General features: G+C 38.0%; 16 protein-coding genes and 1 pseudogene. 11 read left to right on the plus strand and 6 right to left on the minus strand.

The window, feature by feature from the left end:
• Positions 1-29: 29 nt before the first annotated feature.
• Together B3D98_RS13160 and rluF are read right to left on the minus strand one after the other, a co-directional pair.
• Entirely contained in the window at positions 30-749 is a 720-nt protein-coding gene (locus B3D98_RS13160; RefSeq protein WP_288583450.1) for a DUF6904 family protein, read from the minus strand.
• A gap of 27 nt (positions 750-776) precedes the next feature.
• On the minus strand, positions 777-1478 hold the full coding sequence (gene rluF, locus B3D98_RS13165; protein WP_048395521.1) for a 23S rRNA pseudouridine(2604) synthase RluF: 702 nt from the start codon (positions 1476-1478) through the stop codon (positions 777-779).
• A 241-nt stretch (positions 1479-1719) separates the two neighbouring features.
• On the opposite strand from rluF, the gene adh reads away from it, so the two are divergent.
• The 5 genes from adh to B3D98_RS13190 all read left to right on the plus strand — a co-directional run bounded on the left by adh (position 1720) and on the right by B3D98_RS13190 (position 7047).
• Complete coding sequence (adh, locus tag B3D98_RS13170; protein ID WP_257962050.1) at positions 1720-3240, plus strand: aldehyde dehydrogenase; 1521 nt, start codon at positions 1720-1722, stop codon at positions 3238-3240.
• Positions 3241-3261: 21 nt separating this feature from the next.
• Entirely contained in the window at positions 3262-3621 is a 360-nt protein-coding gene (locus tag B3D98_RS13175; RefSeq protein WP_048395522.1) for a DUF779 domain-containing protein, read from the plus strand.
• A 437-nt stretch (positions 3622-4058) separates the two neighbouring features.
• Complete coding sequence (locus tag B3D98_RS13180) at positions 4059-5027, plus strand: DUF4003 family protein (RefSeq protein WP_288583454.1); 969 nt, start codon at positions 4059-4061, stop codon at positions 5025-5027.
• Positions 5028-5070: 43 nt separating this feature from the next.
• Positions 5071-6498 carry an aldehyde dehydrogenase family protein gene (locus tag B3D98_RS13185; RefSeq protein WP_288583456.1) on the plus strand — a complete coding sequence of 476 codons (1428 nt, stop codon included), beginning with the start codon at positions 5071-5073 and terminating at the stop codon, positions 6496-6498.
• 69 nt (positions 6499-6567) lie between these two features.
• Positions 6568-7047 carry an acyl-CoA thioesterase gene (locus B3D98_RS13190; protein ID WP_004233566.1) on the plus strand — a complete coding sequence of 160 codons (480 nt, stop codon included), beginning with the start codon at positions 6568-6570 and terminating at the stop codon, positions 7045-7047.
• A gap of 37 nt (positions 7048-7084) precedes the next feature.
• Here the strand turns inward: B3D98_RS13190 and B3D98_RS21675 are convergent, their stop codons facing one another.
• On the minus strand, positions 7085-7867 hold the full coding sequence (locus tag B3D98_RS21675; RefSeq protein WP_231595752.1) for a methyl-accepting chemotaxis protein: 783 nt from the start codon (positions 7865-7867) through the stop codon (positions 7085-7087).
• A pseudogene (locus B3D98_RS21680) lies at positions 7850-8410 on the minus strand (protoglobin domain-containing protein); the annotation flags it as partial. The pseudogene B3D98_RS21680 and the gene B3D98_RS21675, both read right to left, overlap by 18 nt.
• A 270-nt stretch (positions 8411-8680) precedes the next feature.
• Between B3D98_RS21680 and B3D98_RS13200 the strand changes: the two are divergent.
• The gene (locus B3D98_RS13200) at positions 8681-8890 is read left to right on the plus strand and encodes a hypothetical protein (RefSeq protein ID WP_048395528.1); all 210 of its coding nucleotides are present in this window, start codon (positions 8681-8683) and stop codon (positions 8888-8890) included.
• A 44-nt stretch (positions 8891-8934) separates the two neighbouring features.
• On the opposite strand, the gene corA is transcribed toward B3D98_RS13200, so the two are convergent.
• The gene (gene corA, locus B3D98_RS13205) at positions 8935-9897 is read right to left on the minus strand and encodes a magnesium/cobalt transporter CorA (protein ID WP_048395530.1); all 963 of its coding nucleotides are present in this window, start codon (positions 9895-9897) and stop codon (positions 8935-8937) included.
• A gap of 33 nt (positions 9898-9930) precedes the next feature.
• Complete coding sequence (locus B3D98_RS13210) at positions 9931-10614, minus strand: class I SAM-dependent methyltransferase (protein WP_288583462.1); 684 nt, start codon at positions 10612-10614, stop codon at positions 9931-9933.
• Positions 10615-10739: 125 nt separating this feature from the next.
• Between B3D98_RS13210 and B3D98_RS13215 the strand changes: the two genes are divergently transcribed.
• The 5 genes from B3D98_RS13215 to B3D98_RS13235 all read left to right on the plus strand — a co-directional run bounded on the left by B3D98_RS13215 (position 10740) and on the right by B3D98_RS13235 (position 15879).
• Positions 10740-11045 (plus strand): DUF4870 domain-containing protein, encoded by a 306-nt coding sequence (locus B3D98_RS13215; protein WP_048395538.1) that lies wholly within the window; start codon positions 10740-10742, stop codon positions 11043-11045.
• A 267-nt stretch (positions 11046-11312) separates the two neighbouring features.
• Positions 11313-11783 (plus strand): CtsR family transcriptional regulator, encoded by a 471-nt coding sequence (locus tag B3D98_RS13220; protein WP_288583465.1) that lies wholly within the window; start codon positions 11313-11315, stop codon positions 11781-11783.
• Positions 11784-11796: 13 nt separating this feature from the next.
• A complete protein-coding gene (locus B3D98_RS13225; protein WP_004233574.1) occupies positions 11797-12339 on the plus strand; it encodes a UvrB/UvrC motif-containing protein in 543 nt (180 codons plus the stop codon).
• The gene (locus B3D98_RS13230; protein WP_048395539.1) at positions 12336-13445 is read left to right on the plus strand and encodes a protein arginine kinase; all 1110 of its coding nucleotides are present in this window, start codon (positions 12336-12338) and stop codon (positions 13443-13445) included. Before B3D98_RS13225 ends, B3D98_RS13230 begins: the two co-directional genes overlap by 4 nt.
• Entirely contained in the window at positions 13435-15879 is a 2445-nt protein-coding gene (locus B3D98_RS13235) for an ATP-dependent Clp protease ATP-binding subunit (protein WP_048395540.1), read from the plus strand. Before B3D98_RS13230 ends, B3D98_RS13235 begins: the two co-directional genes overlap by 11 nt.
• Positions 15880-15930: the final 51 nt, after the last annotated feature.

The raw sequence follows: 15930 nt of genomic DNA on the forward strand, positions 1-15930 counted from the left end.
CTCAATTATTTTGAGACGGCATGATTCGTTCACCACAGTATTTCTTCAGGATAATTAAGTTGAATTTGAATATCATGTAATGCTTGTTTCGTTGCAATAGCTGCTTCCATCAGTTGGGATTTTAATGCTACATATTCATGGTCCTCTACCATTAATCGCACAGCAAATGCAGCTAAATGTGCCTGACGTTCCTCTTTACTTAATTCAATATACTCTAGATTTAGAATATCCACGTACTGTGTTGCAAAACGGAAAGTTAAGGGGTTTTTAGCATGTAACATTCTTAAAAACACAACATAATCTTCGTCACTTACCTCCTGCTCTAAACATTCAGCAATAGCCGCTTGAAATTTACGTATAATAGCTATCTCATGATTCCATATAGAAGCATTGTTTAATTTTTGGTGCAGTTCAATAAAATCATTTAATGCGATTGCACTAAAGATAATTTCTGGCCAAAGAATTTCTGTTGAAAAATAGACATTCTTATTTGGAAAGATGAGTTCATGTTGTGTTAGAACACTCTTATTAAGTCCATTACTAACAAACTCTAGGTGATGCTCACCAAGCATAGCATGTCTTAGTTTATAGCAAACGCTTAAAATACGTAGTCGAGGACCCTGATAATCATAGTATTTATTTTCGTCACCAGTTACTTTATAAATAGCATTAATTAGTTCATCTAAATCCCAATAATCCGCGCTAATTCGTACCCCTGTTAGTTGTTCTGTGCTTTGAATGGATATCATAGTCCTCGTCCCTCCCTTTGGATGTATCTATTTTGGTGTGTAATTGAGTAGTTTGAATAGTTCTGTTCGTTCCTTCTCCGTTAAATCACGCCATTGCCCTACCTTTAAATTACCAAGCTTAATATTCATAATACGAATGCGTTGTAGACGCTTAACGGAATACCCTAGTGCTGAGCACATTCGACGAATTTGGCGGTTTAAGCCTTGCTCTAAAATGATTTTAAATACTTTATCTGAAATCTTTTCCACATGGCATGGTAAGGTTGTTGTATCTAAAATATCGACACCTGCACCCATTTTTTGGATGAATTGCGCAGTTATAGGCTTATCAACTTGAACAATGTATTCTTTTTCATGATGATTTTCAGCACGTAGAATTTTATTGACGATATCACCATCATTCGTTAATAATAATAGCCCCTCTGATTCCTTATCAAGACGCCCGATATGAAAAATACGTAGAGGATGATTGACAAAATCAACAACATTGCCTTTTATATGACGCTCTGTCGTACTTGTAATGCCGACAGGTTTATTTAGAGCAATGTAAACAAGCTGTTGTTCTTTCTTTACCTCTTTTCCATCCACGCAAACAATGTCTCCTGTTTCAACTTGACTACCAACCGTCGCCAGTTCTCCGTTAATTGTTACCTTTCCTTCTGCTATCCATTTATCAGCACCACGACGAGATATGATGCCTGTTTCACTTAAATATTTATTAATACGCATATTGTTCTCCTATATTTTATATTATTTTTAAGTATACCTTAACGTCGCACATACAGTGAATGCTAGAAGCTTTTCTAGCAAAAATAAATTAGTTGGAAAAGTTTTTGAAAAAGTTGAAATTATTTTATGTTTCTGACAATATATTAGGTGAGAGGGTTTCTATGAAAATATTGTTATTCCGATATAAAATAACGTTTTTTGTAGATAGTTCTCATTAAATTGTGTAAAGGGGAGAAGTAAAATGGTTTATGCATTTCCAAACACTGAAGGATCGGTAGTTCAATTCAAAGAGAAATATGATAATTATATCGGTGGCGAATGGACACCCCCAGTGAAGGGTCAATACTTTGATAACGTTACTCCTGTTACTGGACAAGTTTTTACACAAATAGCACGTTCCACAGCTGAGGATATTGAACATGCATTAGATGCGGCACATGCTGCTAAGGAAGCATGGGGTAAAACATCACCAACAGAACGTGCAAACATTTTACTTAAAATTGCGGACCGTATCGAGCAAAATTTAGAAAAGCTAGCCGTTGCTGAAACATGGGATAACGGTAAAGCGGTACGCGAAACATTAAATGCAGACATCCCTCTTGCAATTGATCATTTTCGTTATTTTGCTGGGGTATTACGTGCTCAAGAGGGCTCAGTAAGCCAAATAGATAACGATACAGTTGCTTATCATTTCCACGAGCCAATTGGCGTAGTTGGCCAAATTATACCTTGGAACTTCCCGTTATTAATGGCTGTATGGAAGCTTGCGCCAGCACTTGCAGCTGGAAACTGTGTCGTATTAAAACCTGCAGAACAAACACCAGCATCTATTATGGTGCTTTTAGAATTAATAGAAGATTTACTACCACCAGGTGTCATTAATGTTGTGAATGGATTCGGCTTAGAAGCAGGGAAACCGCTTGCATCAAATCCACGCATTGGTAAGATTGCCTTTACAGGTGAGACAACAACAGGGCGTTTAATTATGCAATACGCTTCTCAAAATCTTATTCCAGTAACATTAGAACTGGGTGGTAAGTCGCCAAACATTTTCTTTGAAGATATTATGGATAAAGATGATGCCTTTTTAGATAAAGCTGTTGAAGGCTTTGTGCTATTCGCTCTAAATCAAGGGGAAGTATGTACTTGTCCTTCACGTGCACTGATTCAGGAATCTATTTACGATAAATTTATGGAGCGCGTATTACAGCGAGTAGAAGCCATTAAAGTTGGCAACCCACTTGATCCAAACACAATGATGGGTGCACAGGCATCTAGTGAACAAATGGAAAAAATTCTTTCTTATTTAGATATTGGTAAGCAAGAAGGTGCAGAATGTCTAATTGGAGGAGACAAAAATAATGTAGGTGAAGGCTTCGAAAATGGCTACTACATTAAACCAACTGTTTTCAAAGGACATAATAAAATGCGTATATTCCAAGAAGAAATTTTTGGACCAGTAGTTGCTGTCACGACATTTAAAACGAAAGAGGAAGCATTGGAAATTGCGAATGATACATTATATGGTTTAGGATCAGGTGTTTGGACGAGAGATATAAATACGGCATATCGCTTCGGTCGTGAAATTCAAGCTGGTCGTGTTTGGACAAACTGTTACCACGCATATCCTGCACATGCTGCATTCGGTGGCTACAAAATGTCGGGTGTTGGTCGTGAAAATCATAAAATGATGTTAGCGCATTACCAACAAACGAAAAACTTATTAGTTAGCTATAGCGAAAACAAACTTGGTTTCTTCTAATTCGTAGGGAGGTGCATGAGCGTGGTTGAACGTGTATTAGCTACGGAAGAAGCGCTAGCACTAATCGATCTATTAAAAGAGAAACATGGGCCCGTTATGTTTCATCAATCAGGCGGATGCTGTGATGGCTCCTCACCAATGTGTTATCCAGAAGGGGATTTGCTAATAGGAGATCAGGATGTGTGCCTTGGTGTAGTGGGTGGTGCCCCTTTCTATATGCACAAAAATCAATATGATTACTGGAAGCATACACAAATCATATTGGATGTGGTGGACGGCAGAGGCGGCATGTTTTCACTCGAGGGCGTAGAAGGAAAACGTTTCCTAACAAGGTCAAGAGCCTTCAACTCTGAAGAACTGCAAGAGCTAGGGTTAATTTAACAAGTTATCTGTACAGCGGCAAAGTTTTTCTGCCGCTGTTTTTTTATCTGGAAGTAGAAAAGTTATTGTATGGAAAGGGAGGCTTTAGGACACATGACTCTTTTCTTATAGGAATGATGAATATTGATTTTGGGTGTTCAAGTGTTTTGATATTAATTTTTATGGAAAAGAGTATGTAAAGCGATATTATTGGATGAATTTTTTAGGAAAAGGAATAGATTTAATCGATCCTTTAAGGTCATGGTAAATAATAGTTTCTTTGTGGTTTTTGCTAACATCGGCCATACCTCCTTCATAGGTTGTTAATATTTTCTATTAAATCAAATAAAGTAAGTAACATACATTAAATTATGTTTACTTTTTATGTTAATTGTTACAAAGAGGGTGAATCTTTCTCACATTATTTTACGTAAAACGGGTAAAGGAGTGTGATAAATATGGATTATGTGATGATTGAAAATGAATTTGCCAATACAGTAGAGGAGGTATCAAAGGCTGCAGGCTGGACGGTGGACCGTAAAATTGTATTAGCTATTGCTAGTACATTTGTAGCCTCAGGAAAAACTTTTGATGCAACGAAGTATAAAAATGTTTTACTAGAGATGAAGAAGCAATCTTCATGGCTGTCTCCTTTACGGACAACCGTTGGATATAGTATTGCTGCCAACCTCATGGAGCAAGATGATGCAGAAAAGGCAGTGAAGAATTTACTTACGAATGTGAGCATCTTAAAGGAAGCGAAATTCAGAAGCGGCAATTTTAGCTATATTGGAGCACAATTCTTGACGGAGGATGAACAGGATAAAAAGACGCATGCACAGGCGGCAAGAGTCTTATTTGATGCTATACGTAAACATCATCCATTTTTAACCTCATATGAGGACATTCCTTATGCCATATTATTAAGCAGTCCATCTGATGATGTTGAATTGCGCGCGGATACCATGAATCGATACTATAAAGAACTAAGAACATCTAATTTTAATGCTGGCAATGAACTCCAATGGCTTTCACAGGTATTAACATTTTTATCACCCAAATTTGATGGTCAGCTAGTACCCGATGTTGTAACCCTTCGTGATGGGCTCAAAAAGCAAAACGTTAAAGTCAAGGCTATGCATTATCCTTTACTTGGCTTTTTAGCCATACTTAATCTGGATAAAGCACAACTTCAAGGGTTGATTGATTTATACCATGAATTAAAAGACATGAAGTTATTAAAGTGGCATCGTGAATTTGTGCTCTTTATGGCTGTACAATTTGCTATTTATGATATGGCAAAGGTACAAAAGTCTTTGTCCATGACCATTATGTCTTCTATTGAGCTATTAATCCAAGCACAGCAAGCAGCAATGATTGCAGCGGTTAGTGCAGCTGCCATTGCGTCTAGTTCAAGTTCTTCGTGATAGAATAAAGAAGAACATGATTATTTGGAGGTGCATTTGAAGGATGAAGGATACAAAACTTTGGATTAATGGTCAGTGGCATGATGCAGAGGAAAGCTATGAGCTAGCTTCTCCATATAGCGGTGAGGTTATTGCTCATGTAGCTAAAGCATCTATTCAAGATGTAGAGAAAGCTATCGAAGGTGCGCAGCAGGCATTCCAATCGTTTAAAAAGACAACAGCCTACGAACGTGCCGAAATATTATATAAAGTCGTTGATATAATGCGACAAAGAAAAGAAGAACTTGCAGAGATTTTAGCCTTAGAGGCTGGAAAACCTATTGTTGCAGGTTTAGCTGAAATTGACCGTACAATCGCAACCTATCAATTTGCAGCTGAAGGAGCTAAACAGGCAAAAGGTGAGACGGTTCCAATGGATGCAGCCCCTGGAGCAGGAGATCGAATAGGCTGGACAAAAAGAGAACCTTTAGGTGTAATATCAGCCATTACGCCATTTAATTTTCCGTTCAATTTAGTGGCACACAAGTTAGGCCCAGCGTTTGCAGTGGGCAATACAGTTGTATTAAAGCCAGCAACACAAACGCCACTAAGTGCTATCGTTATGGCAGAAATTTTCCGAGATGCAGGATTACCCGATGGGGCATTACAAATTGTGACAGGAAGTGGGGGTGAGCTTAGTGATACGCTTGTCACACATCCATATGTCAAAAAAGTAACCTTTACAGGTAGTGGTAAGGTTGGTTTGAAGATTAAAGAAAAAGTAGGCTTACGTAAAGTAACTTTAGAGCTGGGTTCTAATGCTGCAGTAATTGTCGAACCATCTACGCCAATAAATAAAATTATCAGTCGTTGTGTAAGCGGTGCTTTTAACTTTGCTGGACAAGTATGCATTTCGTTACAACGTATATATGTGCATTCCTCCATTATTGATGAATTTACTAAAGCATTTGTTGCAGAAACAGAAAAGCTTATAGTAGGAGATCCATTAGAGAAGACAACAGATGTTAGTGCCATGATAAATCCAAATGAAGTGGAACGTATTAGGGAATGGATTGAGGAGGCACAAGAACAGGGGGCTATGATTGCAACTGGAGGCGTATTTACTGAACGTACTTTAACGCCAACAGTTATGACGAATGTGTCAGCTGATATGAAAATTGTTTGTCAGGAAACATTCGCACCAATCGTCTCAATTGTTTCATATGAAACATTAGACGACGCAATTCGACTTGTAAATGAGTCGGACCTTGGCCTAAATGCAGGTATTTACACGAATATATTGACAGATGCTTTATATGCAGCAGATGAATTACAGGCTGGTGCTGTCATTATTAATGATATTCCGACATTCCGAGTAGATAACATGCCATATGGTGGAGTAAAGATGAGTGGTTATGGACGTGAAGGAATTAAGTGGGCTATAGAAGAAATGACTGATATGAAATTTATTTCGATGAAAAAATCGTTCTAAATTTGCATCAGCTCTTTTTCTGCGATACGATGACGAAAGAACAACATGAGAAGGGAAGTTGCAAGAATTATGCCAAACAACGCTGTACCCATGAGCCAATCACGTACGGTTCAATCGCGTCTCGTATTACCCCCAGACACAAATAATCACAATTCTATTTTCGGTGGAAGAGTGTTAGCTTATATTGATGAAATTGCTGCTATTACAGCAATGAAACATGCGAAAGGCCTTGTAGTGACAGCTTCTATTGACTCGGTTGATTTTTTATCCGCTGCACATGTAGGAGATATTCTTGAAATCGAGAGTATTGTTTCGTCTACAGGACGTTCTTCAATGGAGGTTTATGTTCGCGTTGTTTCTCGCAATATTGAGACTGGCGAGGAAAAATTAACGACAGAATCATTTGTCACGATGGTTGCAGTAAATGAGGAAGGGAAACCCGTACCAGTTCCCTCAATCTATCCTGAAACAGATGAAGAGAAGCGTTTATTTGAAACTGGGCCAGCAAGACGAGAGCACCGTAAACAAAAACGTGCATTGCCGCATTAAGGAAAAAGGGAACTCCAAATGAGTTCCCTTTTTTATTTTACATATTTAGTTCATTGACAACATTAATGAGCGAGTCGGAAGAAGAAGAGACTAGTGTAGCACCTTGCGATAATTCAGTGATTAAATTAGATATAGCTGAAATATCTCTCGATGTATTTACGTATTGCTGCTGAATGCCAGAAACTGCATCAGCAATATCATTAAATGACTTGGATAGACTTTCTTGTGTATTGACACTATGTTGAATTTTTTGATCAACATTAGTAACTGAATTAGCCATAGTCGTAATATTACTTTCTGTTTCCTTAATAAGGTGAGAAACATTTTGGACGGCATTTTTTGTTTCCTCCGCAAGTTTACGAACTTCCTCAGCCACTACTGCAAAACCTTTCCCATGTTCTCCAGCTCGTGCAGCCTCAATAGAAGCATTTAATGCTAATAAATTGGTTTGATCAGCAATGCCTGTAACTAGCCCAACGATTTCAGAAATTTTTTGAGAAGAGGTACGTAGTTGGTTCATCGTTACCTCAAGACCATTGACACTTTGCAAAATAACTTGGATTAAATCATTTTGTTCTTTCAATTGCTGTTGGCCTCGTCTTGATTTTTCTTGTGTATCTGCTACGAAGTTCAATCCTTGCTTGGTTGCTACAGCAATATCATCTGTTTGTGAGGAAATCACTAATAATGATGCGGCTGTTTCTTCACTAATGGCATTAAGCTCTTCTGCAGTACTTTGGATCGTCGTTACAAGGGAATTTTTTGTTGCATCTGCTGCTGAGCGAATACGTTCTTCCTCTTTTTCATATGCCTCAATCACGAGTTGTTGCTCAAAATTAATGATTTTGCAAAAAGCGTTTATAGCACGAATAGCATCTGTTTTAGAAATATCCACCTCGTTCACAAAGTTTGCAAAAGTAGTAGTGAGTGACTGGAATGAGGCAATATACCACTTTGACTGCAAGCCAATTCGAACGTGAGCCTCAGCAATGGCTTTTCGTTCAGCAATGTAGGCATCATTAATATGACTTTCAAAAATGTCACTTAAATGTTTATGTAACGTGATTTTCAAACGATCAATATGTGATGTTCTATTAATAATATCAAGTAAATCTTGGCTCAAACTAATGGCTGCATAAAATTTCTCCACCATTTCAGGAATTAGGTCTTTAGCTAAAGGCTGTAGCTGCTTAATGATAGCTAAATCCTCAAGTGTTAAATTTAAAAGTTGTAATTGTTTTTGAAGATTGGGGTGGTTCAATACATCTAACTGTACACCGCTCTTAAAATTTTCAGGTGTTAATGTAATTGCGTAGCTAGAACTACTATTTTTTGAAAACCAACTCATTATTATTTGCTCCATTCTTAATATCCATAATAAATTGTAAGTAAATAAGCACTTTTGAAATTTGTTAGGTTTGTATATTTAATAAATAAATGGGATTAAATCTATTTTACTATTATTTGCTGAATATTTGGTTAAAAAATTGGATATTTCTTTATTTTTTTACTTTATTGTTAGTCCAAATGGTGAAGCGATGTAAATTTGAATTTAAAATAGGAAACCTGTAAAATACGAACTGTTTAGCAATCTAAAAATCGTACGAAAATAAAAAATGGAAGGAGGGGTGGTATGGAGAAAAAACGTTTTAAATTTGTTATTCCTGTCATGGTGATTGTTGCCATTGGTTCTGTTTATATGCTACGAAACTATCATGCTGAGGTACCAGATGTTGAGCAATTATTAATTACCATATGTGCAGCTTTGGGATCAGGGGTATTAGCCTACTTTTTATTTCCACAGCAGGGTGATAATAAGATTGATGACAGAGGACCGTATTAATAGATTAAAAAAACTGCTCGTTTTCATTAAAACGAGCAGTCTTTTTATGGTTTAAACAGTTTAAACCAGCCTTTATGTTTAAAGACAGCCAACATAAAGATAACGATAATTATCATAATCCCAAGTACAATAAAATAGCTGTATTGCCCATGTAGCTCAGGCATGTTATCGAAATTCATCCCATACACACCAGCAATGAAGGTAAGTGGTATAAAGATAGTTGATACAATTGTTAAAGTCATCATAATGCCATTCATTCGGCTAGAACTCATAGCCATATAACTATCCCGCATGTCTGCTGTAAGCTCTCGATTAGATTCAACCATCTCTGTTAGCTTAAGTAGATGGTCGTAGATATCCCCAAAATAAGCTCTCTCCGACTTTTTTAGTGAGAAACGGTAAGAATTGAGAATGCGATATAAAAGATCACGCATTGGTAAAATAGTACGTCTTAAGTCAAGCAAGTCACTACGGAACTCGAAGACAATTTTCATGGCATTTACATTACTTTGGTATGTAAGTTCACCTTCTAAAGCATTTAGATGATCTTCAATTTTGTAAACGAGTGGAAAATAACTGTCAACAATTTTATCGATAGTTTGATACGTTAGGTATACAGTACCTCGCTCCCAATTCTTCGGTTGGTTTTCCAGCATCTTTTGCACCTTCTCTATCTCAGGGACAGGATTTTTATGGAAGGTTATGATGAATTTATTGGAGGCAAAAATATTAACCTCCTCCGCAGCTAACGTCTCTTCGTTTACCCGATGAATGACAAAGAAATGAAAATCATCATAAAAATCGAGCTTAGGACGCTGCAACCTCATTAAGCAATCTTCAATAGCGAGAGGGTGAAAGTGGAAAAATGTATCCAACAATGATTCCTCCTCGGCTGTAGGACAATTAAAATCAACCCAATACCATTCAAATTCTTGCTGATGTATCTCTTCTAATGGAAAATCCTTTAACAATTGTTGTTGCTTTGTAATGCCAATGGTGCTTATCACGGTTTTCACCTCAAATTATTTACTACAAAATAGTTAGCGCTCCTCTTTAAAGCATACCCAACCACCGAACAAAGTAGTGGCAAAAAATCTAGAAGGTTTAGTAAAACCCGCACTTTGTAAAAGTATTAAAATTTCTTCTTCACTCATAAAAGAAAGGGAACGAATGGATTTTTCCATCTCTACTACATCGGATAAAGAAAGTCTAGTATGCTGTAGCCAATAAGAACGCCATAAATCAAATTGTAGTTCTGTTTCTAAAGAGCCTAGCTGACCATATTTTGAAACAAGGACAAATGGTGCTCCAGGTTTCAAATGTCTTGCTATTTCTGTTATTGTTTCGAGCTTTTCTTTATAATCATGAATAAAATGCAAGACAAGAACACAACTTGCCGCATCATACTGAGTAGAGGGCAGCGAAGCATCAAGTATTGTAGCCTGATGGAATGACATATCATTAGGAAGAGTGAGTAAACGCTCTTTAGCTATAGTAAGCATGGATTCTGATGGATCAATGCCAGTGAATGACCAGTGAGGTCTTCCTTCTGCAAGCTGTATAATTTCATTGCCACTTCCTGCTCCCACGACTAGCATGTTAGCATTTTCTGATAGCCTAGAATGATAAAAAGTTTGTATTAAACGTAGCATGGCATCATAACTAGGCAATGTACGGCGAATACCCTTTTCATATTCATTTGCTAATGTGTTGTTAAATTCCAACGCTCCTCACAGCCTTTCAAAAAAATTTTAAAAAATCTTTCTTAATGTGAAACTATTACGGGTATAGTTCCGTAAATAGTAGTACATAAAACATAGAATAAAGTTCAAAGAAAGGGTTGATATATATGGAGACTAAATGGTCTAAAGTAATCATACACGCAAGTGCATTTTTTGCGCCATGGTTAGTGCCCATTATTTTCTTTTTAATTAGTTCGGATGAGGAAGTAAAGGCAATTTCTATTCAAGCACTGCTATTCCAAATTGTCATGGGTGTTTTAATTGCTATCTCTGTTGGTTTAAGCTTTGTCCTTATTGGCTTACCATTTTTAATCATTTTCGGCATTATGGTATTTGTGGTACCGATCATCGGTATCGTAAAAGCATTGTCTGATGAACCTTGGCGTTATCCAATTGTTGGTCGCTGGGTATAATTTTCATAGACGCAAGTATATGCTAGTTGCATATGCTTGCGTTTTTTCTATGACGAATAAGGGTACATTAGGTGTATAAGGAAATTATTAAACCGTAAACAAATGATCGAAAAAGGGCTCTTTTCGGCTCTTAAAAAGCCTTTTTCTAGACTTTCCACTTTTCTATGGGCGAAATCATTGCAATTTTTTTCAAGCGTTTTGTATAATATACTCAAAGAAAGTCAAAGATAGTCAAAGTCAGTGAAGCAAGCGAGGTGTATTCCTAAAATGCGTAATATATCAGACATCATAGAGGGTTACTTAAAGCAAGTGCTTGAATTAGGTGGGGAAGGGCATATTGAAATTAAACGTAGTGAAATCGCTGATAAATTTCAATGTGTACCATCACAAATAAATTATGTTATTAATACAAGATTTACTGCCGAGCGGGGTTACCTTGTTGAGAGCAAACGTGGTGGTGGTGGATACATTCGAATTTTACGTGTCCGCGCGAATTCACAGATTGATCTAATCGACGATGTTCTCAGGCAAATTGAAGGTGGGGCATCACAAACAATGGCAGAAGATTTGGTTTATCGACTCATTGATGAGCAGGTAATTTCCAAGCGAGAAGCGAAATTAACGTTAGCAGCAATTGATCGCTCCACGATCGACTTGCATCTCCCATTAAGAGATGTCATTCGATCAAAAATATTGCGAGCAATGCTGACAACAATAAAATATGAACAACAAAAATAGTGAGGTGATGGAAATGATATGCGAACATTGTAAACAACGTAATGCGACAGTTACAGTAACACAAGTTCAAAGTGGGCAAAAAGTAGAGCATCATTATTGTGACGTCTGCGCCTCACAATTCCATCCATTTCATGCAGAGTTTAAACAAGAGCCAGTATCTATTCAACAGTTATTGTCTAACTGGTTTGGCTCTCCTACATGGCAAAAGGTGGGGGAAAAACAACAGGTACAACCACAACAGCAAACATGCCCACAATGTGGATTTTCGTATAAGCAATTTTTAAAAGAAGGAAAATTCGGGTGCCCAAGCTGTTATGACACATTTGGAGATCATTTGCCAAAGCTTTTTAATCGTATTCAGGCAGGTCCACAACACATTGGAAAAATGCCTGGTGCTCGCAGTAATGTGTATGTTATTAAAAAGCAAATAGAAGATATCCGCAAGCGTATGAAATCCGCCGTAGATGAAGAACAGTTTGAAGAAGCGGCGAAGCTACGTGATGAAGTTAAAGAGCTAGAGAAGCATCTACAATTTGAAGGTGGTGATGTGACATGATGATTGAATCATTTTTAGAGCGTGCGACACCAACTTGGATGCATATCAAAGATGATTACTCAGATATCGTCATTAGTACACGGATCCGCCTTGCACGAAATTTAGATGGCTATCGTTTTCCATTAGCGTTTTCAGAAAATGAGGCACTGCAAGTGGAACAGGCCGTTACACATGCTGTCAGCGATAGCCCAACTCTTCAAAATGATTATGCTTATTTTGCTATAAAGGATTTAACCCCTTTACAGCGTCAAATTCTTGTAGAAAAGCATTTGATTAGCCCGCAACTGGCTAAAAAAGAGCAAGTGGGCTCTATACTACTCTCTGAAGACGAATCCGTTAGCATTATGGTGAATGAAGAGGATCATTTACGCATTCAATGTATGACAGCAAGTTTTCAACTTCAAAGTGCTTATGAACAAGCAAATAAGATTGATCGTATCCTAGAGAAAGTATTACCGTATGCTTTTCGAGATACTTTTGGTTATTTAACAAGCTGTCCAACGAATATTGGTACGGGTCTACGAGCATCCGTCATGATGCATTTACCCGCTCTTACATTAACTGGGCAAATGAATCAAATTATAAATGCCATGACACGCTTAGGAATGACTGTAAGAGGTATATATGGTGAAGGAAGCGAAAATTTAGGGAATGTTTATCAAGTGTCTAACCAAATTACACTCGGGAAGACAGAGGAAGATATTTTAGCAGATATACAAAGTGTCGCTGAAAAGATTATTCAAAAAGAGCGGCATGCAAGAGGTAAATTAATGGAAAAGGCAGAGCTTGCGCTAGAAGATCGCGTATATCGAGCTTTAGGTACCCTTACACATGCAAGAATTTTAACAAGTGAGGAAGCTGCTACTTGCCTATCTAATGTTCGTTTAGGAGTAGATTTACAATTGATTGATGGTATACAAACAACGACCTTAAATGAATGTGTTGTTAGTATGCAACCAGGTTTTTTACAGCACTATGCAGGTGAGGCATTACCACCTGCTGAGCGGGATCGTGTACGAGCGGAGATGCTTCGTGAGACATTATCTCAAGAACATGCGAATAAGCCTATAAATGGGGAAAAAGGAGAGGATTTATATGATGTTTAATCGTTTTACACAACGCGCGCAAAAAGTATTACAGCTTGCTCAGGAAGAGGCTATTCGTTGGAAGCACGAATCTATCGGTACAGAGCATATTCTATTAGGGCTTATACGTGAAGGCGGCGGTATTGCTGCGAAAGCGTTAGAAGCCATTGATATTAGTCCTCAAATGATTGAAGCTGGCATTGAAGAATTAGTTGGTAAGGGCAAAGAAGATGTCGGTCCAATCGTTCATTATACACCAAGAGCTAAAAAAGTAATTGAATTATCTGTTGATGAGTCACGTAAACTAGGTCACTCCTATATCGGTACAGAGCATTTATTATTGGCGCTTATACGTGAGGGTGAGGGCGTGGCAGCTCGCGTTTTAAACAATGCGGGAGTCGGTTTAAATAAAGCTCGCCAGCAAGTATTATTGCTATTAGGTAATAATGATAATGCACAATCTGGTCAACAAGCAGCTCAAGCTGCCAATACACCAACATTAGATAGTCTAGCACGTGATTTAACACAAATTGCACGTGAAGGTACTTTAGACCCTGTTATTGGCCGAAGCAAGGAAATTACACGAGTTATTGAAGTTTTATCGCGTCGTACGAAAAATAACCCTGTATTGATTGGTGAGCCAGGTGTTGGTAAAACAGCGATTGCTGAAGGATTGGCACAGCAAATTATTAATAACGAAGTGCCAGAAATCCTTCGTGACAAACGTGTAATGACACTAGATATGGGGACAGTTGTTGCAGGTACAAAATATCGTGGAGAATTTGAAGATCGTTTGAAAAAAGTGATGGATGAAATTCGCCAAGCAGGCAACATCATTTTATTTATTGACGAATTGCATACATTAATTGGTGCGGGTGGTGCTGAAGGTGCGATTGATGCATCAAATATCTTAAAACCATCTTTAGCACGTGGGGAGCTTCAATGTATTGGTGCCACAACACTTGATGAGTACCGCAAGTACATTGAAAAGGATGCGGCCTTAGAGCGTCGTTTCCAACCAATCCAAGTGGATGAGCCGACAGTGGAAGAGGCTATTCTAATTATTCAAGGCTTACGCGATCGTTATGAAGCGCATCACCGTGTGAAAATTACAGATGAAGCCATTGAAGCAGCGGCAAAAATGAGTGATAGATATATTTCTGATCGATTCTTACCAGATAAAGCGATTGACTTAATCGATGAAGCAGGTTCTAAAGTACGCTTACGCTCATTCGCAGTACCACCAAACTTAAAGGCGCTTGAGGATAAGCTTGAAAATGTTCGTTCTGAAAAAAATGCAGCCGTATCAGGTCAAGAATTTGAAAAGGCAGCAGCGCTAAGAGATACAGAGCAAAAGCTGAAGGATGAAATTGAAGCTACTCGAAAAAATTGGAAAGAAGAGCAAGGTAAAGCCGAATCTAAAGTGACTGTGGATGATGTAGCAGCAGTTGTATCAATGTGGACAGGAATCCCAGTAGCTAAAATTGCTTCTGAAGAATCTTCGAAGTTATTACAGCTTGAAGAAGAGTTACACAAACGTGTAGTAGGGCAAGGAGAAGCAGTAGAAGCGATTTCTCGTGCAATACGTCGTGCAAGAGCAGGCTTAAAAGATCCAAAACGACCAATTGGCTCATTTATCTTCTTAGGACCTACAGGCGTTGGTAAAACAGAGCTTGCAAGAGCACTTGCTGAGGTAATGTTTGGCGATGAGGATGCGATGATTCGTGTTGACATGTCCGAGTACATGGAGAAACATTCGACTTCTCGTTTAGTAGGTTCACCTCCGGGCTATGTAGGCTTCGATGATGGTGGCCAACTGACAGAGAAAGTTCGCCGTAAGCCATATTCAGTCGTTTTATTAGATGAAATTGAAAAGGCACACCCTGATGTATTCAATATTCTATTGCAAGTGCTTGAAGATGGTCGTTTAACAGACTCTAAGGGACGTGTAGTAGACTTCCGCAATACAGTGGTCATTATGACTTCAAACGTTGGTGCGGATGCATTAAAATACCAAAAGAACCTTGGTTTCAATGTAGGTGGTGCAGAGTCTAAGCATAAAGACATGAAAGGTACGATGTTAGAAGAATTGAAAAAAGCATTCCGTCCAGAATTCTTAAACCGTATCGATGAAATGATTGTCTTCCACGCATTAGAAAAAGAGCACTTAAAAGAAATCATTGCGATGATGGGCAATGCTTTAACAAAACGCTTGCAAGAGCAAGACATTTCGTTAGAGCTGACTGATGCAGCACTTGAAAAAATTGCTGAAGAAGGCTATGACCCTCAATATGGTGCTCGTCCTTTACGTCGTGCATTACAAAAACAAGTAGAGGATCGATTATCAGAAGAATTACTAAAGGGTAATGTAGAAAAGGGTAATCAGGTTGTCATTGATTACGTAAACGATGAGTTTGTTGTAAAGAAAAAAGAGGGAGTTTCCATCTCTAAATAATTTCAAGGAAAGACAGTAAGGCTTTAAGTGCCAAGCTGTCTTTTTTTCTGT

The organism is Lysinibacillus sp. UBA5994 (genome assembly GCF_002429725.1).
Classification (GTDB): domain Bacteria; phylum Bacillota; class Bacilli; order Bacillales_A; family Planococcaceae; genus Lysinibacillus; species Lysinibacillus capsici.